Here is a 21,917-nt window from a genome sequence, read left to right on the forward strand (position 1 = left end):
TCCAGGGTAAGCGGCCCCGCACGCGCGGGGCCGCTTGCTCGCTCATCACCTTCCGACGATCAGGCCGTCCCCGTCGGGGCTGACGGCCACCTTGACGCTGTCGCCGTCGGTGACCTCGCCCGCGAGCAACTCCTTGGCGAGGGAGTCGCCGATGGCCTGCTGGATCAGCCTGCGCAACGGACGAGCGCCATAGGAGGGGTCGTAACCGCGCACGGCGAGCCAGAACCGAGCCGAATCGCTGACCTCCAGCTTCAGCCTGCGTTGCGCCAGGCGCTTCTGCAGCTGATCGAGCTGTATGTCGACGATCTGCTCCAACTGCTCCTCGTCGAGCGCGTGGAACATGACCACGTCGTCGAGGCGGTTGAGGAACTCCGGCTTGAAGGCCGAACGCACCGCGTTCATGACGAACTCCTGGTCACCGCCCGCACCCAGGTTCGAGGTGAGGATGAGGATGGTGTTGCGGAAGTCCACCGTGCGGCCTTGGCCGTCGGTGAGCCTGCCCTCGTCGAGCACCTGGAGCAGGATGTCGAACACGTCCGGGTGTGCCTTCTCGATCTCGTCGAACAGCACCACCGTGTAGGGCCTGCGCCGCACCGCCTCGGTGAGCTGACCGCCCTGGTCGTAACCGACGTAGCCGGGCGGGGCGCCGACCAGCCGGGCCACCGAGTGCTTCTCGCTGTACTCGCTCATGTCGATGCGGACCATGGCGCGCTCGTCGTCGAACAGGAAGTCCGCCAACGCTTTCGCCAGCTCCGTCTTGCCGACGCCGGTCGGGCCGACGAACATGAACGAGCCGGTGGGGCGGTTCGGATCGGCGACACCCGCGCGCGCCCGGCGCACCGCGTCGGACACCGCCTGCACCGCCTCGGTCTGACCGACCACGCGGCGACCAAGCTCCTCCTCCATGCGCAGCAGCTTCTGGGTCTCGCCTTCCAGCATCCGGCCCACCGGAATGCCGGTCCACGAGGACACCACCTCGGCGATGTCGTCCGGGCCGACTTCTTCCTTGAGCATCACCTCGCCGTCGCCCGCGGTGGCCGAGGACTGCTCGGCCTGAGCGAGCTGCTTCTCCAGCGCGGGGATCCGGCCGTAGCGCAGTTCGGCCGCCTTGCCCAGATCACCGTCGCGCTCGGCGCGTTCGGATTCGCCGCGCAGCGCTTCCAGTTGCTCCTTGAGCGTGCGCACCTGGTCGATCGCGCTCTTCTCGTTCTGCCAACGGGTGGTCAGCTGATTGAGCTTCTCCCGGTCGTCGGCGAGTTCGGCGCGCAGCTTCTCCAGCCGCTGCTTGGAGGCCTCGTCGGTCTCCTTGGCGAGGGCGACCTCCTCGATCTCCAGGCGGCGCACCGCGCGCTCCACCTCGTCGATCTCCACCGGGCGGGAGTCGATCTCCATGCGCAACCGCGAGGCCGACTCGTCTACCAGGTCGATCGCCTTGTCCGGCAGGAACCGGGAGGTGATGTAGCGGTCCGACAGCGTGGCCGCGGCGACCAGCGCGGAGTCGGTGATGCGCACACCGTGGTGCACCTCGTAGCGATCCTTGATGCCGCGCAGGATGCCGATGGTGTCCTCCACCGACGGCTCGCCGACCAGCACCTGCTGGAAGCGCCGCTCCAGGGCGGCGTCCTTCTCGATGTGCTGGCGGTATTCCTCCAGCGTGGTCGCGCCGACCAGGCGCAGCTCGCCGCGGGCCAGCATCGGCTTGATCATGTTGCCCGCGTCCATCGCCGATTCACCGGTGGCGCCCGCGCCGACGATGGTGTGCAGCTCGTCGATGAACGTGATGATCTGGCCCGCGCTGTTCTTGATGTCCTCGAGCACGGCCTTGAGCCGCTCCTCGAACTCGCCGCGGTACTTCGCGCCCGCGACCATCGCGCCGAGGTCGAGCGCCACGACGGACTTGCCGCGCAGCGACTCCGGGACGTCGCCCGCCACGATGCGCTGGGCGAGCCCCTCGACGATGGCCGTCTTGCCGACACCCGGCTCGCCGATCAGCACCGGGTTGTTCTTGGTGCGACGGCTCAAAACCTGTACCACCCGGCGGATCTCGGTGTCCCGGCCGATGACCGGGTCGAGTTTGCCGTTGCGGGCGGCGTCGGTGAGGTCGGTGGAGTACTTCTCCAGCGCCTGGTAGCTGCCCTCCGGATCGGGGCTGGTCACCCGGGCGCTGCCACGCACCGCGGTGAACGCCGCACGCAGCGCGTCGGCGGTGGCGCCGTACTTGGTGAGCAGCATCGTCACGTCGGAGTCGCCTTGGGCGAGACCGACCATCACGTGCTCGGTGGAGACGTATTCGTCACCGAGTTCGGTGGCCAGGCGCTGCGCCGCGGTGATCGCGGCGAGCGCCTCGCGGCCCAGCTGCGGTGTGGTGGTGGCGCCGGTCGCCTGCGGCAGCCGGTCCACGATGGCCTGTGCCTCGTTGCGCACGACCGCCGGATCCGTTCCGACGGCCTTCAGCAAGGGCGCGGCGATGCCGTCGGTCTGGTCCAGCAACGCCACCAGCAAGTGCGCCGGACGAATCTCCGGGTTGCCCGCGGCGGAGGCCGCCTGCAGGGCGGCGGTCAGTGCGGCCTGGGTCTTGGTGGTGGGATTGAACGAGTCCACGAGTCACCTTCCTACTAGTCGAGTCGATTCGTACGGCGCCGAGCGTGTTCGCCCGGCCGAAGCCGTCGCTTCGTCCCGCTCCGCCTTCGGCTCGGCGCCGTTCCTACCCGTCCAACGTCCGAAAGGTTGAGTCTGTTCCGCTCAAGTTTCAGATTCTTCGCCACGCCGCTCCGATGCCGCCGGATCGTGTCGAACGCTACGCCCCGGCACCGGCGAAAGCGACGCCCCGCGACACCGCCGATGCGATGATTCCGCACGTCGGCGACCTTCGGATGCCTACGATGACCTCGGCCGTCAGTTGTTGCAGCACTCTTCACCCCGACTCGAGGAGCGAATGGATGCGCGCGATCGTGGTACGGAAGTTCGGAGCGACGCCGGAACTGGCCGAGATGCCGATGCCCGAGCCGGGCCCCGGATCCGTGCGGGTCCAACTCCAGGCAGCCGGGGTGAATCCCTTCGACCGGAAGGTGGCCTCCGGCCTCCTGGAAGGCAAACTGCCGCACGACTTTCCGCTGATCCTCGGAGTCGACGGGGCGGGCACGGTCGCCACGATCGGCGCGGGCGTCAGCCGGTTCGCCATCGGCGACCGGGTGGTCGGCAAGTTCCTCACACCGCCGGTGGGCCACGGCAGTTTCGCCGAGTACGCGGTGCTCCCGGAGGGCGGCACGCTGGTGCCGATCCCGCCGGGCGTGACCACCGTCGCCGCCGCCGCGCTGCCGACGGCCGGGGTGACCGCGCAGGACCTCGTGGACGCCACCCACATCCACCCGGGCCAGACCGTGCTGATCGTGGGCGCGACCGGCGGCGTCGGCTCCTTCTTGGTGCAGCTGGCCAATATCGCCGGCGCGCACGTCATCGCCACGGCACGCGGCGACTCCGCCGATCAGATGACCCGCTTGGGCGCGGCCGAGACGGTGGACTACACCGCGGGGCCGGTGCGCGACCAGGTCGCCGCCGCGCATCCGGACGGCATCGACGTGCTGTTCGATCTGGTGAGCCCGCCCGAGGCGCTGGCGGAGCTGACCACGCTGGTCCGCGACGGCGGCACCGTGTACTCCACCATCTTCGCGGCCGACGAGGACGCGCTGCGCGCACGGTCGCTGAAAGGGGGCAACATCGAATCCAAGGGGAAAGCGCCGGAGCTGGCCCGGCTGATCCAGCGCGTCGCCGCCGGTGACGTGGTCGTGCCGATCGACGCGACCGTCCCGCTCGCGGAGGGACCGGCGGTCATCGGAGCGCCCGGCGCACGCGGCAAGACCGTGCTCGCCATCTGAGCGACACCGGCCCGCCACGCCGGGGTCGGGCGTCCCGCGAGATCACCAGGAGGTGTGTGACGAGCACTCGACCGCCCCAATTCGGTCTGTTCCTGATCCCGGAGGCCGACGACTTCCGTAGGCTCGCCGAGCTGAGCGTGTACGCCGACGTGTCCGGGCTCGACCTGATCGGGATCCAGGACCATCCCTACCAGCGCCGTTTCCTGGACACCTGGACGCTGATCACCGCTCTCGTCGCGCGCACCGAGCGGATCACTTACTTCCCCGACGTGGCGAACCTGCCGCTGCGCAACCCCGCGTTGCTCGCGAAGGCGGTGGCCTCGCTCGACATCATCAGCGACGGCAGGATCCAGCTCGGTCTCGGCGCCGGCGCGTTCTGGGACGCCGTCGCCGGGATGGGCGGACCGCGCCGAACCGGCGGCGAGGCGGTACGCGCCCTGGCCGAGGCGATCGCGGTGATCCGCGCGTTGTGGAGCGACGAGCGATCGGTCCGGGTGCCCGGCGCCTTCTACTCCCTGGCGGGCGCGCATCCCGGCCCCCGGCCGCGGCACGAGCCCGGCATCTGGCTCGGTGCGCGCGGACCGCGCATGCTCGAGCTCACCGGACGCGCCGCCGACGGCTGGGTGCCGTCCGCCGCGTGGGCGCCGCCGGAGTTCCTCGCCGAAGCGGGCGAGCGGATCGATGCCGCCGCCGCGGCGGCGGGCCGGGATCCGCTGACGGTGCGGCGGGTGCTGAACGTATCGGGCACCATCACCGCGGACGGGGCCGATCGCGGCTTCCTGGAGGGCCCGCCCCAGCGCTGGGTCGACGACCTGCTCGCCCTGCACCGTGACCAGCGGATCGACGGCTTCGTCTTCTGGCCGACCGAGGGGGAACCGGTCGAGCAGATCCGTCGTTATACCGAGCAGGTCGTGCCTGCGGTGCGTACCGGCGCCGGAACCTGACCGGCCGGAAACGGCATCCTCCGGTCCCGCATCGACGCGGAAATCCGGCCCGGGCCGCCCACGACGGCGGTACCCGACGGGTCAGCGGCATCCGCCGTTTGCCCACCGATTACCGTTTGCCCGGGTCGCACGGCACCAACGGGCGCAGCCGGACGTAGTCCGTCTCCAGCACGGGCATGGCCGCAGCGAAGGCGAAGGTTCGCTTTATACCCACACGACCACGGCATTTTCGGGGATACTTGTCGGCGGGAGACCGCCGGTAACGGGTATGTCCCCGGGCAGAACTGAGGGAAAGGAAGCTCCACGTCGTGGATGCGCGTTCGGCTGCGCTGGTCCGCGCCAATTTTCGTTCGGTGATCGAGTCGCCGAATGGACCCGAGCGGTTGGTCAGTGCGTTCTACGGACATTTGTTCGCCGAGAACCCACGGTTGCGCGAATTGTTCCCACCCGCCATGGAGATGCAGGCCAAACGGATCGCCACGGCCATCCAGTACGTCCTCGATCACCTGGAGGACTGGGACCGCGCGCAGAAGTTCCTGGAGCAACTCGCTCGCGACCATCGCAAGTACGGCGTGGAGGCCGCGCACTACGACATAGCGGGCCGTGCGCTGCTGGCGGCGTTCCGCGTCTACAACGGCGCGGCGTGGAATCGGAGCCTGGAGGAGGGCTGGCGCGACATCACCATCCTGATCTCCGCGTCCATGGCCATCGGCGCCAACTCCGACAAGTCGCAGCCGGTGTGGGAGGCCACCGTGGTCGGCCATCGCCGCGTGCTGGAGGACCTGGCCATCGTGCGCCTGCAGTCCGATGGGCCGGTGCCCTACCAGGCCGGGCAGTACGTGCCGGTCACCATTCCGCAGCGGCCCAAGATGTGGCGCTATTTCTCTCCCGCCATCCCGTCCAACCCGTACGGCGAGATCGAGTTCCACGTGCGCAAGATCCGCGGCGGCTGGGTGAGCCCCGCGATCGTCAACGAGACCAGGGTCGGCGACCGATGGCGGATCGCGGGCCCGCTCGGCGGACTGCACGTCGACCGGGACAGCGGCCGCGACGTGCTCATGATCGGTGCGGGCACCGGCATCGCCCCGCTGCGCGCCCAGCTGATCGAAATGGGCCAGCGCGGCATCAACCCGCGAGTGCACTTCTTCATCGGCGGCCGCTATCCCTGCGACCTGTACGACGTGGAGAACATGTGGCAGCTCTCGCAGAGCAACCCGTGGCTGACCATCGTTCCGGTGTGCGAGCAGAAGACCAACCCGTGGTGGTACCCGCATCCGCCGCAGGACGCACCGTACGGCATGCACCGGCGCCTGATCGGTAACCTTGGCGCCGTGGTCGCGAGCTTCGGCGCGTGGGAAGACCGGCAGATCCAGATCGCCGGCTCGGCCCGGATGATCGCGGACACCCGGCGCGCGCTCATCGCGGTCGGCACGCCGGAGCAGAACATCAGCTGCGACCCTGTGTAAGAAGGAGGCCCCGTTGGGGGATCCGAGCATGCTCGGCAATGGTCATCAGGCGCCGGAGTGGACTTCGACCGTGGTCGGCCATCATCGCCTGCGACACGATCTCGCGGTGATCCGCCTGATCGGAGAGTTCGTGCCGTTCGCCGCCGGACAGTCGGTCGAAGTCCGGGTGCCGCAGCATCCCGGCGTGCGCCGCAGGCTGTCCCCCGCGCTGCCGCCGTCCCTGGACGGCAAACTGGAGTTCCACGTGCGCACGGTGCCTGGCGGCTGGTGCAGCGCCGCGATCGTCGCCGACACCCAGCCGGGCGACGAGTGGCGGATCGGCGCTCCGGCAGGCGGGTTCTGGGTCGACCCCGACGGCGACGAGGTGGTGATGATCGCGGGCGGCACGGGATTGGCGCCCATGCGCGCTCAGATCCTCGAGCTGGCGCGCAAGCCGTCGCCGCCGCCCACCTACCTCTTCGTCGGGGGGCGTTCCCCCCGCGACCTGTACGCCTCGGACATGCTCTACCTGCTGGCCGCCGAATTGCCTTGGCTCACGGTGATTCCGGTGGTGGAGAACCCGGAGGACCCGAGCTGGGTCGACGACTGGTACGAGCAGTCCCGCGTCGACATCGGCTTCGCACCCGACGACCTGCTCTACGGCACCCTCGCCGAAGTCCTCGGCTCCCACGGCGCTTTCCTCGAACACCAGGTACTCGTCTGCGGCTCCCCGGCCATGGTCCAAACCACGGTAGACCGCCTGCTCGAAACCGGAACTCCGCCGGAGCGAATCCAGTTCGAGGGGCTCTGACCGATCAGCAGATCGATACAGCAGCCGTAGTATTGCCACCATCGGATATCCCGAGGCTGCAACAACGGCGAGCCCCTGGGAGCGCGGTCATCACCTGACGCGCCCGGCGCACCGCAACCACGTCTTTCGAGCGAAGCGAGACCGAGCATCCGCCGTTCGCGCCGAAGGCGCGGCCGAACAACACAGCCCGCGAACACCCGGCGCCGCGGGCGCCGGACTAATACAACGGGTCGTGACGGATGTTCTTCGCCAGGGTTCCGGCTGCCATGAGGCGGAACTTGGTGGTCTGCACCATCGAGGGTGAGCCGACGATCTGCACGTCGCGGTCGGACCATGCGCCGAAACTGGCTACGACCTTGCCGATCTGGCCGGTGACGCGAGGTTCCAGGCCCGGCCAGGTGGTGCGCGGCTCCTCCGGTTCCGGGTACCACCAGGGGTTTTCGTCGTGCTCGCTCACCGGCGTGACCGTGAGCCAGCGGTTGGCCATCGCCAGCTTGCTCAGGGTCTCCAGGTCGTAGAGGTCGCAGGGGTGGTGGCCGCCGACGAACAGATGCACCTTCGGATTGGTCCGCCGCATCGCCATCGACATCAGCTGCGCGCGCAGCGGCGCGATTCCGGTGCCGCAGCCGACCATCAGCATCTTGCGTTTGGCGTTGCGCGGAACGCCGAGGCCGCCGAGTGGCGAGCCGAGCAGCCATTGGTCGCCGACGACAGTCTGGCCGACGATGGCCGAGCTGACCCAGCCGCCGAGCACGCTGCGGACGTGGAACTCGATCTCACCGTTGGCATTCGCCGGCACGGCGGGCGAGAGATAGCGCCACATGCGCGGCCGCGACGGAACCTGCACGCTCAAGTACTGGCCCGCGGCATAGCGCATCGGCTGATCCAGTTGCAGCCGGACGACGACCAGGTTGCGCAGCACCTCGCGGCGCTCGATCACCGTGCCGGTCCACACCGACGGCGTGGTCTCCTTCTCCGCCGCGCCGATCATGGTGTCGGAGATGATCTGCAGGCCCTCGTCCCAGGCGCGGTCCACCTCGTCGGTCCACATCTCGGTGCCCGCGAACACCTTCACGGCGTTCTTCAGCGCGGTGGCGACGGCGGCGTAGTGCGCGGGCTGCACGCCGTATTTGCGATGATCCCTGCCGAGCTGAGCCAGGAAGGGCAGCAGCTTGTCGGGCTCCTCCAACCGGTCCAGTGCATAGGAGATCGCCTTGACCAGGCGGTCGCGCTGGGAGTCCATCGCGGCGGGAAAGAAATCGCGGACGTGCGGGTAGTCGGTGAACAAGATCGCGTAGAACGATCTCGCCAGTTTCTCCGGCCCCCCATCCTCCGCAGCAACCGCCTTGAACGTAGTTCTGATCAAAGCGACAGTGCGTGAATCCATTGGTCTCACAACCCCATTTCGCACTCGTTCACGAACCATGCCGGCGAGTGAGGTGCTGCGGGGCCACTCGACAGCAGCCGATGGCAAGGAGTGTAGGCGAGGTTTGCCAGCAACGGAATCTTTCGAAGGAACATACCGCGCTCAATTTCGTCGAAACGAGGATGCCCAGGGCGACACGCCAGAGAAACCGACTGCAAGACCGGGGATTCGGCACAAAATCAGGCGTGTGCACACCGAATTGGTAAGGCCCTCTTGTGGAATTACGTCCCGATTGGTCTGTTCTAGCGACTTCAGGGCAACATGGCGCCCACCCGAGGTAGATCGAATCGCGTAGGCCGAACCGGTTACGTAAACTGATCTATGGTGAAAATGTCCAGTTGATTAGACGACGAAATAGATGGTGCCGCACCACTTCCGCCGAACATGTTCTGGTTTATCTTCAGCAAATCTTTGTGACAATGCCCGCGCACGACGACGGCCCCGGCGCCGGATCGCGATGTGCGACCGAGGCCGGGGCCGTCGTCGTGCCGGTTATCGTCTGCGCTGACCGTCCTCACGACGATGCCGCGGCTGCCAGACGACCAGCGCGGTACTGCGCTGCTGCGGAGCGAGATCCGGACGGTACGCCGCCCGCGTCCGCTCCAGCTCGGCCGACAGTTCCGCGACCTGCTGGCGCAGTTCCTCCACCTGATTGGTCAGTTCGATGATGCGCTTGATGCCCGCCAGGTTGACGCCCTCGTCCTGGGACAGCCGCTGCACCTCGCGCAGCAGCTCCACGTCCCGGGCCGAGTAGCGCCGACCACCGCCCGAAGTACGTTGCGGCGTGACCAGTCCCAGACGGTCATACGTGCGCAGCGTCTGCGCGTGCATGCCGGCCAGCTGGGCCGCGACCGAGATCATGAAGAACTCGGCCCGCGACCCGCCGGACGCGTTCTTCGGTTCGGAGGACATCACGCACCTGCCCATCCTGCACGTGGGTCGAAGCCGCCGGCCCGTTCCGCCTCCTGGTAGCGCTTCAGCGCCTCGACGGCGTCGTTGTCCAGCTTCTGCGGAATCGCGACCTTCACCGTCACCAGTAGGTCGCCCGCGCCGCCGCCGCGCTTGGGCACGCCACGGCCGCGCACCCGCAAGGTGCGGCCGTCGGCGGTACCCGGAGGCACCTTGACGCCGACCCGGCCGTCCAGAGTGGGCACCGAAACCGTTGTACCGAGGACCAATTCACTGTAACTGACCGGCAGAACCAGGGTCAGGTCGTCGCCGTTGCGGCCGAAGACCTTGTCCTGGCTGACGTGGACGGTGACATACAGGTCGCCCGAGGGCGCCCCGCGCAGCCCCGCCTCGCCCTGACCGGCCAGCCGGATCCGTTGACCGTCACCGACTCCGGGAGGAATCCGCACCGTGATGGTGCGCGTGCGGTTCTGGATGCCGCTGCCCTGGCAGTCGAGGCACGGGTCGTCGATGATCGACCCGCTGCCCCGGCACTCGTCGCACGGCTCGCTGAAGCCGAACGCGCCCTGGTTGCGGCTGACGATGCCGGTCCCGTTGCAGATCGGGCAGACTCGCGGACTCGTGCCCGGTTTGGCGCCGCTGCCGTGACACGTCGTGCACGGCGACGGGCTGGTCATCCGCAGCGGGACCGTGACGCCCTGGGCCGCTTCCCGGAAACCGAGCGTCGTCTCGGTCTCCACGTCGGCCCCGCGCCTGGGGCGGCTCGACGACCGCGTGCCGCCCCGGTTGAACAGACCGCCGAGCAGGTCGCCGAGGCCACCGTCGGCGGCACCGGCGGCGCCGCCGAAGATGTCCCCGAGGTTGAACTCCTGCGAGAAGCCGCCACCGGTACCGCCGCCGAAGCCACCGCGACCGTAGCCGCCACCCGCGAAGAGCTTGCGGGTGTCGTCGTACTCCTTGCGCTTGGCCGGATCCGACAGCACGGCGTGCGCCTCGCTGACGGCCTTGAACCGCTCCTCGGCTTTGGTGTCACCGTGGTTGGCGTCCGGATGCAGGTCCCTGGCGAGCTTGCGATAGGCCTTCTTGATCTCGTCCTGCGAGGCGCCGGAGGAAATACCCAGCTCCTTGTAGAAGTCCTTTTCGATCCACTCCCGTTGGCTCACCGAGCATCTCCTCCTCTCGCGTCCTTATTGATCGTTCGCGCCGGCATCAACATCCGATGCCTCTTCAGTAGGTTGAACAGCGTTTTCCGTCAGATCGGCTACGCCGTCGGTTACCCCGACGAGCGCGTGCCGAAGCACCCTATCGCCGAAGCGATAGCCTTTGCGCATCACAATGCCGATCACCGGGTCGTGGCCGGAGCCCTCGTGCTGCACGGCCTCGTGCAGGGTCGGGTCGAAAGGCTCGCCCTCCGAACCGAACTCCTCGAGACCCTGCTTGAGCAGCGCGGCCGACAACTTGTCGGCCACCGACCGCAGCGGACCCGATTCCAGGTCGCCGTGCGCCCGCGCGCGGTCGAGATCGTCGAGCACACCGAGCAACTCGGTGACCACCGACGCCTTGGCGTTGTCGATGACGGCCTTGCGGTCGCGCTCGACCCGGCGCCGGTAGTTGGCGTATTCGGCGGTCAGCCGCTGCAGGTCGGCGGTGCGCTCGGCGAGCTCGCCGCTGATGGTGTCGGCGAGGGCGTCGTCGTTGTCGATGTCCACGCCCTCGTCCACCTGCGGGGCCTGCGCGGCCGCGGCGCCGTTGTCCGCGGCCTGCTGCCTGACGTCACCGGTCTCCGGATCGATCTTCCGGTTGTCGACGAAGGTGATCGGCTCCTTCTCGAAGTTGTCCTCGGTCACTTCTTCTCCGTGTCGACCGGCTCGTCCACGACCTCGGCGTCCACGACCTGGTCATCCGACGCGGCGCTGGTCGCGCCGTCGCCCTGTGCGGCGGCGTCCGCGGCGGAGGCCTCGTAGATGGCCTGGCCGAGCGCCTGCGACTCGGTGGCCAGCTTCTCGACGGCCGCCTTGACCGCGGCGATGTCGGTGCCCTTCAGAGCCTCGTTCGCCTCGGCGATGGCCGCCTCGACCTTGGTCTTGACGTCCGCGGGGACCTTGTCCTCGTTCTCCTTGATGAACTTCTCGGTCTGGTGGACCAGCGACTCGGCCTGGTTGCGGGTCTCCGCCTCCTCGCGACGCGCCTTGTCCTCGGCCGCGTGGGCCTCGGCGTCCTTGACCATCCGATCGATCTCCTCCTTGGACAGGCCGGAGCCGTCCTGGATCTTGATCGTGTTCTCCTTGCCGGTGCCCTTGTCCTTCGCGGTGACGTGCACGATGCCGTTGGCGTCGATGTCGAAGGTGACCTCGATCTGCGGCACGCCGCGCGGGGCGGGCGGGATGCCGGTCAGCTCGAAGGAGCCGAGCAGCTTGTTGTGCGAGGCGATCTCGCGCTCACCCTGGAACACCTGGATCTGCACCGACGGCTGGTTGTCGTCGGCCGTGGTGAAGGTCTCCGAGCGCTTGGTCGGGATGGTGGTGTTGCGCTCGATGAGCTTGGTCATCACGCCGCCCTTGGTCTCGATGCCCAGCGACAGCGGGGTCACGTCGAGCAGCAGGACGTCCTTGACCTCACCCTTGAGCACACCGGCCTGCAGGGCGGCGCCGACGGCGACGACCTCGTCCGGGTTCACGCCCTTGTTGGGCTCCTTGCCACCGGTCAGCTCGCGCACCAGGTCGGTGACGGCCGGCATACGGGTGGAACCGCCGACGAGCACCACGTGGTCGATGTCGGACACCTTGATGCCCGCGTCCTTGATCACGGACTGGAACGGCGCGCGGGTGCGGTCGAGCAGGTCCGAGGTGATCTTCTGGAACTCGGCGCGAGTCAGCTGCTCGTCGAGGAACAGCGGGTTCTTCTCCGCGTCGACGGTGATGTAGGGCAGGTTGATCGAGGTGCTCTGCGAGGAGCTCAGCTCGATCTTGGCCTTCTCGGCGGCCTCACGCAGCCGCTGCATGGCCATCTTGTCCTTGGTCAGGTCGATGCCCGAGCTGGCCTTGAACTTGTCGACCAGCCACTGCACGACCCGCTCGTCCCAGTCGTCACCACCGAGGTGGTTGTCGCCGGAGGTGGCGCGGACCTCGACGACGCCCTCGCCGATTTCCAGCAGCGAGACGTCGAAGGTGCCGCCACCGAGGTCGAAGACCAGGATGGTCTGTTCCTTGTCGCCCTTGTCCAAGCCGTAGGCGAGCGCCGCGGCGGTGGGCTCGTTGACGATGCGCAGGACGTTCAGGCCCGCGATCTGGCCTGCTTCCTTCGTGGCCTGCCGCTGGGCGTCCTCGAAGTAGGCGGGCACGGTGATGACCGCGTCGGTGATCTCCTCACCGAGGTAGGACTCCGCGTCGCGCTTGAGCTTCATCAGCACGCGCGCGCTGATCTCCTGCGGCGTGTACTTCTTGTCGTCGATGTCCACCGACCAGTCGGTGCCGATGTGCCGCTTGACGGAGCGAATGGTGCGGTCGACGTTGGTGACGGCCTGGTTCTTCGCCGGCTGGCCGACCAGTACCTCGCCGTTCTTCGCGAACGCGACGATCGACGGGGTGGTGCGCGATCCTTCCGAGTTGGCGACGACGACCGGCTCACCGCCTTCGAGAACGGCGACGACCGAGTTCGTGGTCCCGAGGTCGATTCCGACCGCACGAGCCATAGTGGTTCCTCCTAATTGACGTACCGATATGTGTAGGTGCCGGGCGAAACCGCCCTCGGCGTCCGCTGCGGGACGCCGCGAGACCTCGCCCCTAGCACCTCACGGAGCACGGCCCCAGCAACACTGAGCGTGGTCGGCTCAATCCTGCCTCGCAGGAGTCTCGGAGTCAACCGAAACTTGAGTCGTACACACTCAATCTTGTCGAAAGGCTCAACGGGCGACTCGCGCGTTTAATTCCCGGACGGCGACGCACATGCGTGACCTGCCACACACTTCCGGCGCGGCGAGGAAGCCAGGAAGGGCAGGAATCAGCGGGAGAGTCCGGGATGAATGCCCGGTTCCAGCCCGTTCGTCGCCGCGAGCCGCTGCAACAGCCGCAACAAGGTGGCGCGGTCGGCCGCGTCGAATTCGCGCAGCAGATCGGACTCGAGTCCGTCGACGACACGTTGAGCCCGGGCCAGCAGATCATGCGCGGCGGGCAGCAGGTAGACGGCGTGCGCCCGGCGGTCGGCCGGATGCTTGCGGCGCTCGACCAGGCCGCGCTTCTCCAGCTCGTCGACCAACCCGACCATCACGTTGCGATGGATGCCCAGCGTCTCGCACAGCTGCTGCTGCGACTGGCCGTCGTGCTCGCGCAGCACGCGCAACGTGCCGAAATGCCTGGGACCGATGCCGAGCGGGGCCAACCCGTCGCTGAAGCGGTACGCGGTGTGGAACCCGAGCTGCCCGAGGAGAAAGGCGACGTGGTCGGACAGCGGCGTCGGATCGGCTTCGGGCACGCCCCGATCATAGCATTAACGCACCTTTTATGATTGCCATGTTGATTGATAATCACTCGAGGTGCATAGTTTGGGAGTCGGTACTTCCCTCCCATCCGAAAGAGGCCCTCATGGAACCCGACCCCACTACTCGTCCCCCTACCGATTCCCGCCGCTGGATCGCGTTCGCGGTCGTGCTCGCCGCGGGATTCATGGACTTGCTCGACGTCACGATCGTCAATGTCGCCGTGCCGAGCATCCAGGCCGATCTGCACGCCGCGTACTCGCAGATCGAATGGATCGTCGCGGCCTACGTGCTCGCCTTCGCCGCCGTGCTGATCACCGGCGGCAGGCTCGGCGACATCTTCGGCCGCAAACGGATCTTCCTGATCGGCATGGCCGGCTTCACGCTCGCCTCGGCGGCCTGCGGCCTGAGCACCGATCCGGCCATGTTGATCGCCGCACGCTTCGTGCAGGGCGCGATGGCCGGGCTCATGGTGCCGCAGATCCTGGCGATCATCCGCGTCACCTTCGCCGACCACGAGCGCGGGCGGGCCATCGCGCTCTACAGCGGCGTCGGCGGGTCCGCCTCCGCGGTCGGTCTCTCGCTCGGCGGCCTGCTGGTGCAGTGGGACCTGTTCGACCTGGTGTGGCGGCCGATCTTCCTGGTCAACGTCCCGGTGGGCATTCTCGCGCTCGGCGCGGCCGCGGCGGTGATGAAGGAGTCCCGCTCGCCCGCCGCGCCGCGCCTGGACGTGGTCGGCATGATCCTGGCCATCGGCGCGGTGCTCCTGCTCGTCTACCCGCTGGCCGAGGGGCGCAGACTCGACTGGCCCGCTTGGACATTCGTCATGATGGCCGCCTCCGCCGCGACCTTCGCGGTGTTCGTCGCGTATGAGCGGTACCGGGCGCGGACGGTCGGCTCACCCCTGATCGACTTGACGCTGTTCCGGTCCCGGCCGTTCGCGATCGGGCTGGGCAGCTGGCTGCTGTTCTGGATCGGACTCGGCGGGTTCTTCCTGGTATGGACGCTGTTCATGCAGGCGGGACTGGGCTGGACGCCGATGCGAGCCGGGCTGACCGCCGTGTTCTTCGCGGTCGGCGCGGGGATCGGCGCCGGAGTCTCGGTGAGCGTGCTCGCGCCGCGGTTCGGCAGGCGGGTGCTGATCGTCGGCGGCCTGGTCAACGCCGCGGGCTTCGGCCTCTACGGCTGGCTGGCCACGCACTACGGCGCGGAGATCGCCTCGTGGCAGATGGTCTTCCCGCTGATCGTCACCGGTGCCGGATTCGGCATGGTGGTCGCGCCGACCATCGACTTACTGCTCGGCCAGGTGCCCGCGCGGGAAGCGGGCTCGGCGTCCGGTCTGCTCAATACCGGGCAGCAACTCGGTACGGCTCTGGGCGTCGCGCTCGTGGGCGTGGTGTTCTTCACCCAGCTCGACCACGATTCGGCACGCGGGGTCGACACGGTCGCGCCGGAGGTTCGCGCCGAACTCGCCGCGGTAGGCGTGCCCGAGCAGGCGCGGGACGAGATCCTCGCGAACTTCCGCGCCTGCGTGCTGGATCGATCCGCGCAGGTCGATCCGACCGTGGTGCCGGACAGCTGCCGGGCCGGCGCGGAGCGGGGCTCCAGCGGCGTCGGTCAGGTGCTCACGACGGCGGGCATGCGGGCGAACGCGGTGAACTTCGCGAATACTTTCGAGCGCACCCTCTGGTACGGCATCGGCGTCCTGGCGCTGGTCTGCCTGGGCTTCCTCGCGCTGCCGCGCAGTGCCAAGCTCGAACACCACGAGATCGATATCGATGCGACGGACCCGCAACCGGTAGGGGTGTGAGCGAGATGGACCTTCTGATCATCGGCCGCAGCAGGAACACCGTGGACGCCGCCGTCGAGCGGGTTCGGGCCGCCGGGTTCTCCGCGCGCGGTGTCACCACCGACGACGAGGCGCTCGCGGCACTCGACACCGGAGAGTTCGCCCATCTGCTGACCGGCGGCGGGGTGGAGAAGAGGTCGCGGCCCGCGCTGAAGGAGGTTGCCGGACGGCACGGTGTCGCCGTGCACGAAGCTCGTCGCCATGGCCGCGACGTCGCCGACTACCTCGAGCAGGAGGTGTACCCGCGGCTGCGCGGCGCTTGACGAAAGCCGCAACCGAAAGCGCCTCGGCCCGTTGCGTCTACGGCCGAGGCAGCCACGGGGTGCGCCCTGCCGCAGTAGGGTGGCGGCGGGGCGCCCCGGCCGAGGCGCCCACCGTGCGCCGTCGATCCGAGGAGTCGCCATGAGGGCCGCCGTCGTCACCGCCGCCGAATTCGAGGTCACGGAACTGCCCACGCCCCGGCCCGGCGCGGGTCAACTGCTGATCGACGTGTCACGCTGCGGTATCTGCGGCTCGGACCTGCATGCCCGCACCCACGCCGACGAACTGGCCGACCTGGCCGCGGCCACGGGCTACGAGCACTTCATGCGTTCGGATCAGAGCGTGGTGCTCGGCCACGAATTCAGCGGCACGGTGGTCGATTACGGGCCGGACTGCCGGAAGAGGTGGAAGACGGGAACGCCGGTGGTATCCCTGCCGATCGTCCGGCACGGCAGGCAACCCCACTTGGTGGGACTGTCGACGGCGGCGCCCGGCGGCTACGCCGAACAGGTGGTGGTCCAGGAATCGATGACCATGCCGGTGCCCAACGGCTTGTCCGCCGAACACGCCGCGTTGACCGAGCCCATGGCCGTGGCCTGGCACGCCGTGCGCCGGGGCCGGGTGGGCAAGGGACAGACCGCGTTCGTCATCGGCTGCGGGCCGATCGGGCTCGCGGTGATCAGCATGCTGAAAACCGCGGGCGTGCGCACCGTGGTGGCCAGCGACTTCTCGCCGCGCCGACGGGAACTGGCGACGGCGTGCGGCGCCGACGTCGTGGTCGAACCGGCGACCGAATCGCCCTGGACGGCCGCCCCGAAGAAGGGGCGGATCAACGGCGTCACCGACATCCTCGGACTCGGATTCGACGCCATGGATCGCCTGCGGCGGGTACCGAACCTGCCGTGGTGGTATGTCTTCCGGCTGGCTCACACGTTGAACGCGGGACCGGCCGGTCCGGTCATCTTCGAATGCGTCGGCGTACCGGGAATCATCGACCAGATCCTCACGGCCGCGCCGCCCCTCTCGCGTGTGGTGGTGGTCGGGGTCTGTATGGAGACCGACCGCTTCCATCCCGCCATGGCGATCAACAAGGAGATCGAGCTGCGGTTCGTCCTCGGCTACGATCCCGGCGAGTTCCGCGACACCTTGCACATGCTCGCCGAGGGAAAGGTCGACCCGAGCCCCTTGATCACCGGGACCGTCGGTCTGGACGGCGTCGCGGACGCCTTCACCGCCCTCGGCAACCCGGAGCGGCACGCGAAGATCCTGATCGACCCGCGCGGTGCGGGCACCGCGCTGATCTGAGCGCGCTCGGTCAGGGCGCGGCGGCGAGAACCTCGTCGGCGATCTTCTCGTCCAGTGTCACCCGCACCAGGGCCGCGGCGAGATCCGCGGTGTGGTGGTTCGGCGCAAGGCGGGCCAGCCGGTCGGGATCCTCCGGCAACTGGACGCGCTTGGCGCCGCGCAGGGCTCGCTCGTCGAAATGGGGCTGGACCCAGGGCCAGGTGTCCTGGACCTCGCGTAGGAAGATGTCGGCGCCGGTGGGGCCGATGCCGTCGAACTCCTGGAGCAGTTCGGCCGCGCGCCGCGGGTCGTTGTCCGCCTTCTTCGCCAGCTCGCGCAGATCACCGTGGTAGCGGTCGAGCACCCGCGTGGCGTTGTGGCCCAGCCTCGTCGCGGTGCTCTCGTCGTAGCGGCGATAGTTTCCCCGCCCCAGCGCGTCGACCAGCTCCTGCCAGTCGGCGTCCGCCACCCGGTGCGGCGTCCGATAGCCGCTGCCGATCAGCTCCCGGGTGGCCCCGATCGCGATCTCGGCGGAGATGCGGGCACTGAGCAGCTGGGAAAGCATGAGCAGCTGGAACAGTGCGGCCGGTTTGTCGTCGAGCGTGATACCCGCTTCCTCGGCATATCCCGTGCCCGCACGGACGAGCAATTCGTGTACGACGTCCTCTTGGCTCATCGTTACCTCCTCTCGCTACCAGGGCGCATACCCGGGCCCACGTCGACTACACCGCCCTACATGGCGTGGATACGACGTCCCCGCAGGTCACCGCGCCGCCGGGGCGATCATTCCGGCAGCACGCTCAGGGTGCCCTCCGCGCTGCGAGCGGCGGTCAGGCAAGCCGTGGCGGTGAACTGGTCGGCGAGCGGGTGACGTGCCCGCGCGCGCCATTTCCGGACCGCGGCCATCGCTTGGGCCCGCTGCGCGGGCAGCGGTGCGTCGATCGGGAGGCCAAGGCGCAGATGGGGTGCGATCCCGGAGCCGCCGATGAGGCGGTGCAGTTCGGCGAGATCGTCCGCGGGCAGCGCCAGCTCGTCGGTGCGCAGGCGGCCGAGCAGGCGCAGCTCGGCGAAACCGTGCACATCCGCGAGCAGGGTGCGCACCCTGGGCAGCAGGCGATCGGCCGGGGTGCCTCGATAGGCGGTCAGCACCCGGGCCAGCGCGGTCAGCGCGGAATGCGCTTTGAGCTGATCGGCGCGCTGACCGAACTGCACGTCGAGCACCGAGCGCAGTTCGTCCACGCCGCTGCGGCTGGTCAATTCGGCGGCCAGCGTGGCCGAATCGCGCACGCCGAGCCGGATCAGCGTGACCGCCATCCGGATGCCGAACAACCCGAACCGCTCGGCCAGCTGCGCGCGCAGTTCCGGCGGCACCGGAAGCGCCACGTCGGCGCGCGCGAAACGGTCCGCCGAGAGCAACGCGGCGCTCAGTTCGTCGACCGGGACCCGCGCCAGCGCCTCGAAAGCCGCGAACTCCTGCTGACGCAGCGTCGCCGCGGCGAACGCGAGCAGGCCTGCGACCGGGATCACCGCCTGGCACAGACCCGTCCGTTCCAATTCCCCGGCGAAACGCGTGGCGACGTCACGCGCCGAGTGCAGCGCATCGATCCGGCCCGCCCCGATCTCGTCGGCCCGCGAGACCACGCCGACGATGCCGAGCGGGCCGGGCGCCCCCGGTCCACCGTTGGCCACGGCGGTTCCTGCGCCCACGCGCTCGAGAAACTGCACGTCTGTCGCGTCCAGCCGGCGCAGCAAGTAGACCACCGCGTCGGCGCCCGGGATGGCGACGCTCTGCTCGGACCGCTCGTCGTCCGCGCCGGGCGTCAGCAGACGCGCGGTGCGCCGCGACACCTCGCGCGACAGCGACGACGTGCCGGGGGTGTCGATGATGGTGGTGTGCGCGAGCGTCGCGGCGGGCCACTCGACTTCGAGATGATCGACGTCGCGCGGAGCCGGGGCGTTCCAGTTGAGCCGCTCCAGGTCGAAGGTCAGCCCGTGCGTCCCGCTGCCACGGCGGACCACGACATGCGCGCGGGCCCCGTCGGGAGCGTACGCCGTCACGCTTGGTGTGGAGCCGTACCGATACCAGGTGACGACCCTGGTGCACTCGGTCGCGTCGGTCGGGGCGATGTCCTGTCCGACAAGCGAATTCAGCAGTGTGGACTTGCCCGCCTTGATCGAACCGGCGAGCGCAACCCGCAGCGGCTGATCCAATCGGCGGGCGCAGTCGGCCAGCAGGGCACGAGGCCGCGGCTCGCCCGCGAGCGCCGCTTGCGCCGCCCCGACCAGCCGATGCGCCTCGGCGACGATTCCCGGCACCGGGCCACCATCACGTCTCACGGGGTTACCGTACCGGCGGGTCCCATCGGTAGTGCGTTCTGCATGGCATCGGCGTATCGGCGCAGTTCGGCGACCACGCGCAGCTGCTGTTCCAGTTGCGCACCGCGTTCGGCGCGGCGGGTGGCGACCATGGACGCCGCTTCCTGCGCGGCCCGCAGCGACTCATCGATCGAGCGCAGGCTGCGTTCGGCGACGCCGGCGTAGTGGTCGCGCAACGCGCGGTGGATCCGGTGCAGTCGATCCTTCGACTCCTTGCCCGCCTGGAACGCCACATCGTCGACGAACCGGCGCACCGCCGCCTTCGCCTCGTTGCGCCGCTTGGCCAGCCTGGCCTGCTTGTCGTCCCGGAAAGCCTTGCCGCCCACGATCAAACCGGCGCCGATCGAGATCGGGTTGAGCATGGCGAGCCCGGCGAAGGTGGTGGCCAGCCCGACCATGAGCACGCCGCCGTAGGAGCCGCGCATGCCGACGAGCAGTTTGCTGCCGAGACCGATGTCGGGTTCCAGATCGGCGAGCGTGCCGGTGATGGCACGGCCGGTGTCGGCGCCTGCGCCGGGGCGCACGTCCGGCAGGTCGACGGCGCCGAGTTCGGAGAAGTGCTCGGCGACGCGCTCGGCGAGTTGAATCGCTCGCGCGTGGGTCCACAGCAGATTGTCGCCGAGCGCGGTATCGACGGTGCCGGTGAGGTGTTCGGCGATACGGTCCCAGTGCCTGCCCGGATCGTGCTCGTCGATCCATTCCTCGGTGGTGCGCGCGAGATTGCGCAGACGGTCGCGCAGGTCGTGGTCGACGTCTCCGGCGAGGTCGGTGATGCCGTCGGCGAGCGTCTGCTGCCAGGCGGCGGTCCTGCGGTGCAGTTCCTCCGCCGCGGAACGGGCGGATTGCAGCTCGCGCACCGCCGCCGCGCCCTGGGCGGGATCGCGGACCGCGACCAGCTCACTGCCCAGAGCCAGCGCGAGATGCTCTGCCGCGGAGCGGATGTCGCGGGCCACGGCGGTGCGGGTGGCGAGCTGATCGCGCGCAACCACTTGGTCGCGCAGGAAGGTGTACAGCACGCCGAAGCCGGATTCGACGCCCAGCTGCGCGTCCTGCAACCGCATCGCGTGACTGCGCAGCAGCGACGACACCGGGATCATCGGCACGTCGAGGCCGGCCCGCGCGAGATGGCCCAGATCGGCCTCGTGCACCTGGCGCCAGTGCGGGTACAGGTCGGTCTTGGTGAGCAGCAGCGCCACCGTCGGGCACAGTTCCCGCACCTGCCGCAGGAACGCCAGCTCGGGCTCGGTGAGTTCGGTCGACGCGTCCGACAGCACCAGGACCGCGTCCGCGGCGGGCACCAGTCCGAGCACGCCCGCCGCGTGAGCGTTGCCGTGCCCGCCGACGCCGGGAGTATCGATCAGCACGATGCCATCGGCCAACAACGCGTTGGGGATCTGGACCTCGAGCCGCACGATCCGACGTCCCTGCGCGAGCGGGGCGCGCTGATCGATCGCACCGATCTCGGCGATCGGCACCGTCACCCTGGTCTCCGCGCCGCTGGAGTCGCCGTGCGCCGCGAGGACCAGCTCCGCGCGCGGCTCCGGACCGTGCGCGAGCAGCATCGGCACCGCGGTTGTGGCGTCGTCGCCCACCGGGCAGATGTCCAGGTTCAGCAGCGCGTTGACGAAACGGCTCTTGCCCTGGTCCAGCTGCCCGGCGACGACGATGCGCCGCCGCGGGTCGCGGACCCGGTCGGCCGCCACTTCGAGGCGGCCGACCAGATCGTTGCGGCCCGCGGCACGGGCCGCCGCGATGGTTTCACCGAGTACCGACAGCAGCGGTACCGCCGGTGGAGTGGCGTTCGGCGCGGGTGTCCCCATCGCGGTATGGACCTCTTTCCGTATTACCGGGCAACTGTCAGTGCAGGAATGTATCGCCACCCAGCTCGGCGCCCGCCGAACCACTCAACTCCGTGCCCGCATGGGTGTCGCCGAACAGGCCTGCGTCGGCATGGCCGCCCGCGGTGCTGTCCAAGCCCGAACCGAAGGCGCTCGACACATCCAGCGAGGACCAGGTGTGCGCGGTCGAGCCGACGCTGCCGCCGAGACCCGCACCCGTGTCAACGGCACCGTGCGCCGCGCCGCCGGCGGAGCCCGCCAGTCCGGCGCCCGCGTCCGCCGCGCCGCTCACGGTCGAGTGCGCCGCACCGCTGAGGCCGCCCGTCGCGTCGAGACCCGTGGAGAGACCGGAAGCCGCGTGCGAACCGGCGCCGATACCGCTGTCCAGACTCGACCCGAGATGCGCTCCCGCGCTGGACGCGCCT

At 69.1% G+C, this 21,917-nt stretch carries 17 protein-coding genes and 1 pseudogene; 7 read left to right on the plus strand and 11 right to left on the minus strand.

The genetic code is table 11. The features are described 5' to 3' along the window. Window positions 1-45: 45 nt before the first annotated feature. The gene (gene clpB / locus ABZ824_RS09810; RefSeq protein ID WP_356962850.1) at window positions 46-2,601 is read right to left on the minus strand and encodes an ATP-dependent chaperone ClpB; all 2,556 of its coding nucleotides are present in this window, start codon (window positions 2,599-2,601) and stop codon (window positions 46-48) included. Between the two features lie 338 nt (window positions 2,602-2,939). Here clpB and ABZ824_RS09815 point away from each other — a divergent pair, with 338 nt between their 5' ends. The 4 genes from ABZ824_RS09815 (at window position 2,940) to ABZ824_RS09830 (ending at window position 7,075) form a co-directional block, all read left to right on the plus strand. After that, entirely contained in the window at window positions 2,940-3,875 is a 936-nt protein-coding gene (locus ABZ824_RS09815; RefSeq protein ID WP_356962851.1) for an NADP-dependent oxidoreductase, read from the plus strand. A 56-nt stretch (window positions 3,876-3,931) separates the two neighbouring features. Then, window positions 3,932-4,819 carry an LLM class flavin-dependent oxidoreductase gene (locus ABZ824_RS09820; RefSeq protein ID WP_356962852.1) on the plus strand — a complete coding sequence of 296 codons (888 nt, stop codon included), beginning with the start codon at window positions 3,932-3,934 and terminating at the stop codon, window positions 4,817-4,819. 308 nt (window positions 4,820-5,127) lie between these two features. Continuing rightward, the gene (locus ABZ824_RS09825; protein ID WP_039802769.1) at window positions 5,128-6,285 is read left to right on the plus strand and encodes an FAD-binding oxidoreductase; all 1,158 of its coding nucleotides are present in this window, start codon (window positions 5,128-5,130) and stop codon (window positions 6,283-6,285) included. A gap of 28 nt (window positions 6,286-6,313) precedes the next feature. Next, a complete protein-coding gene (locus ABZ824_RS09830) occupies window positions 6,314-7,075 on the plus strand; it encodes an FAD-binding oxidoreductase (protein WP_355072103.1) in 762 nt (253 codons plus the stop codon). 217 nt (window positions 7,076-7,292) lie between these two features. Here the strand turns inward: ABZ824_RS09830 and ABZ824_RS09835 are convergent, their stop codons facing one another. The 6 genes from ABZ824_RS09835 to ABZ824_RS09860 form a co-directional block, all read right to left on the minus strand. Then, window positions 7,293-8,462, minus strand: coding sequence for an FAD-binding oxidoreductase (locus tag ABZ824_RS09835; protein ID WP_355071500.1), 1,170 nt, complete (start codon window positions 8,460-8,462; stop codon window positions 7,293-7,295). 531 nt (window positions 8,463-8,993) lie between these two features. Continuing rightward, entirely contained in the window at window positions 8,994-9,413 is a 420-nt protein-coding gene (locus ABZ824_RS09840) for a helix-turn-helix transcriptional regulator (RefSeq protein ID WP_355071498.1), read from the minus strand. Continuing rightward, window positions 9,413-10,573 carry a molecular chaperone DnaJ gene (gene dnaJ, locus ABZ824_RS09845; RefSeq protein ID WP_356962854.1) on the minus strand — a complete coding sequence of 387 codons (1,161 nt, stop codon included), beginning with the start codon at window positions 10,571-10,573 and terminating at the stop codon, window positions 9,413-9,415. Before dnaJ ends, ABZ824_RS09840 begins: the two co-directional genes overlap by 1 nt. A gap of 24 nt (window positions 10,574-10,597) precedes the next feature. After that, on the minus strand, window positions 10,598-11,257 hold the full coding sequence (gene grpE, locus ABZ824_RS09850) for a nucleotide exchange factor GrpE (protein WP_356962856.1): 660 nt from the start codon (window positions 11,255-11,257) through the stop codon (window positions 10,598-10,600). Continuing rightward, window positions 11,254-13,101 carry a molecular chaperone DnaK gene (gene dnaK / locus ABZ824_RS09855; RefSeq protein WP_355071493.1) on the minus strand — a complete coding sequence of 616 codons (1,848 nt, stop codon included), beginning with the start codon at window positions 13,099-13,101 and terminating at the stop codon, window positions 11,254-11,256. The genes grpE and dnaK overlap by 4 nt, the downstream gene beginning before the upstream one ends. 308 nt (window positions 13,102-13,409) lie before the next feature. Continuing rightward, window positions 13,410-13,880, minus strand: coding sequence for a MarR family transcriptional regulator (locus tag ABZ824_RS09860; RefSeq protein WP_356962857.1), 471 nt, complete (start codon window positions 13,878-13,880; stop codon window positions 13,410-13,412). Window positions 13,881-13,990: 110 nt separating this feature from the next. On the opposite strand from ABZ824_RS09860, the gene ABZ824_RS09865 reads away from it, so the two are divergent. The 3 genes from ABZ824_RS09865 to ABZ824_RS09875 all read left to right on the plus strand — a co-directional run bounded on the left by ABZ824_RS09865 (window position 13,991) and on the right by ABZ824_RS09875 (window position 17,299). Next, on the plus strand, window positions 13,991-15,694 hold the full coding sequence (locus ABZ824_RS09865; protein ID WP_356962859.1) for an MFS transporter: 1,704 nt from the start codon (window positions 13,991-13,993) through the stop codon (window positions 15,692-15,694). A 5-nt stretch (window positions 15,695-15,699) separates the two neighbouring features. After that, a complete protein-coding gene (locus ABZ824_RS09870; RefSeq protein ID WP_356962860.1) occupies window positions 15,700-15,996 on the plus strand; it encodes a hypothetical protein in 297 nt (98 codons plus the stop codon). Between the two features lie 139 nt (window positions 15,997-16,135). Next, window positions 16,136-17,299: a zinc-binding dehydrogenase gene (locus ABZ824_RS09875; RefSeq protein WP_356962862.1), complete on the plus strand. Its 1,164-nt coding sequence runs from the start codon at window positions 16,136-16,138 to the stop codon at window positions 17,297-17,299. 10 nt (window positions 17,300-17,309) lie between these two features. Here the strand turns inward: ABZ824_RS09875 and ABZ824_RS09880 are convergent, their stop codons facing one another. The 4 genes and pseudogenes from ABZ824_RS09880 to ABZ824_RS09895 form a co-directional block, all read right to left on the minus strand. Further along, window positions 17,310-17,954: an endonuclease gene (locus tag ABZ824_RS09880; protein WP_355071483.1), complete on the minus strand. Its 645-nt coding sequence runs from the start codon at window positions 17,952-17,954 to the stop codon at window positions 17,310-17,312. A gap of 107 nt (window positions 17,955-18,061) precedes the next feature. Then, the gene (locus ABZ824_RS09885) at window positions 18,062-19,615 is read right to left on the minus strand and encodes a dynamin family protein (RefSeq protein WP_356962864.1); all 1,554 of its coding nucleotides are present in this window, start codon (window positions 19,613-19,615) and stop codon (window positions 18,062-18,064) included. Then, entirely contained in the window at window positions 19,612-21,474 is a 1,863-nt protein-coding gene (locus ABZ824_RS09890; protein ID WP_356962865.1) for a dynamin family protein, read from the minus strand. Before ABZ824_RS09890 ends, ABZ824_RS09885 begins: the two co-directional genes overlap by 4 nt. A gap of 37 nt (window positions 21,475-21,511) precedes the next feature. Next, a pseudogene (locus tag ABZ824_RS09895) lies at window positions 21,512-21,917 on the minus strand (hypothetical protein); the annotation flags it as partial.

The organism is Nocardia sp. NPDC047038 (assembly GCF_040644075.1).
Lineage (GTDB): Bacteria > Actinomycetota > Actinomycetes > Mycobacteriales > Mycobacteriaceae > Nocardia > Nocardia sichangensis.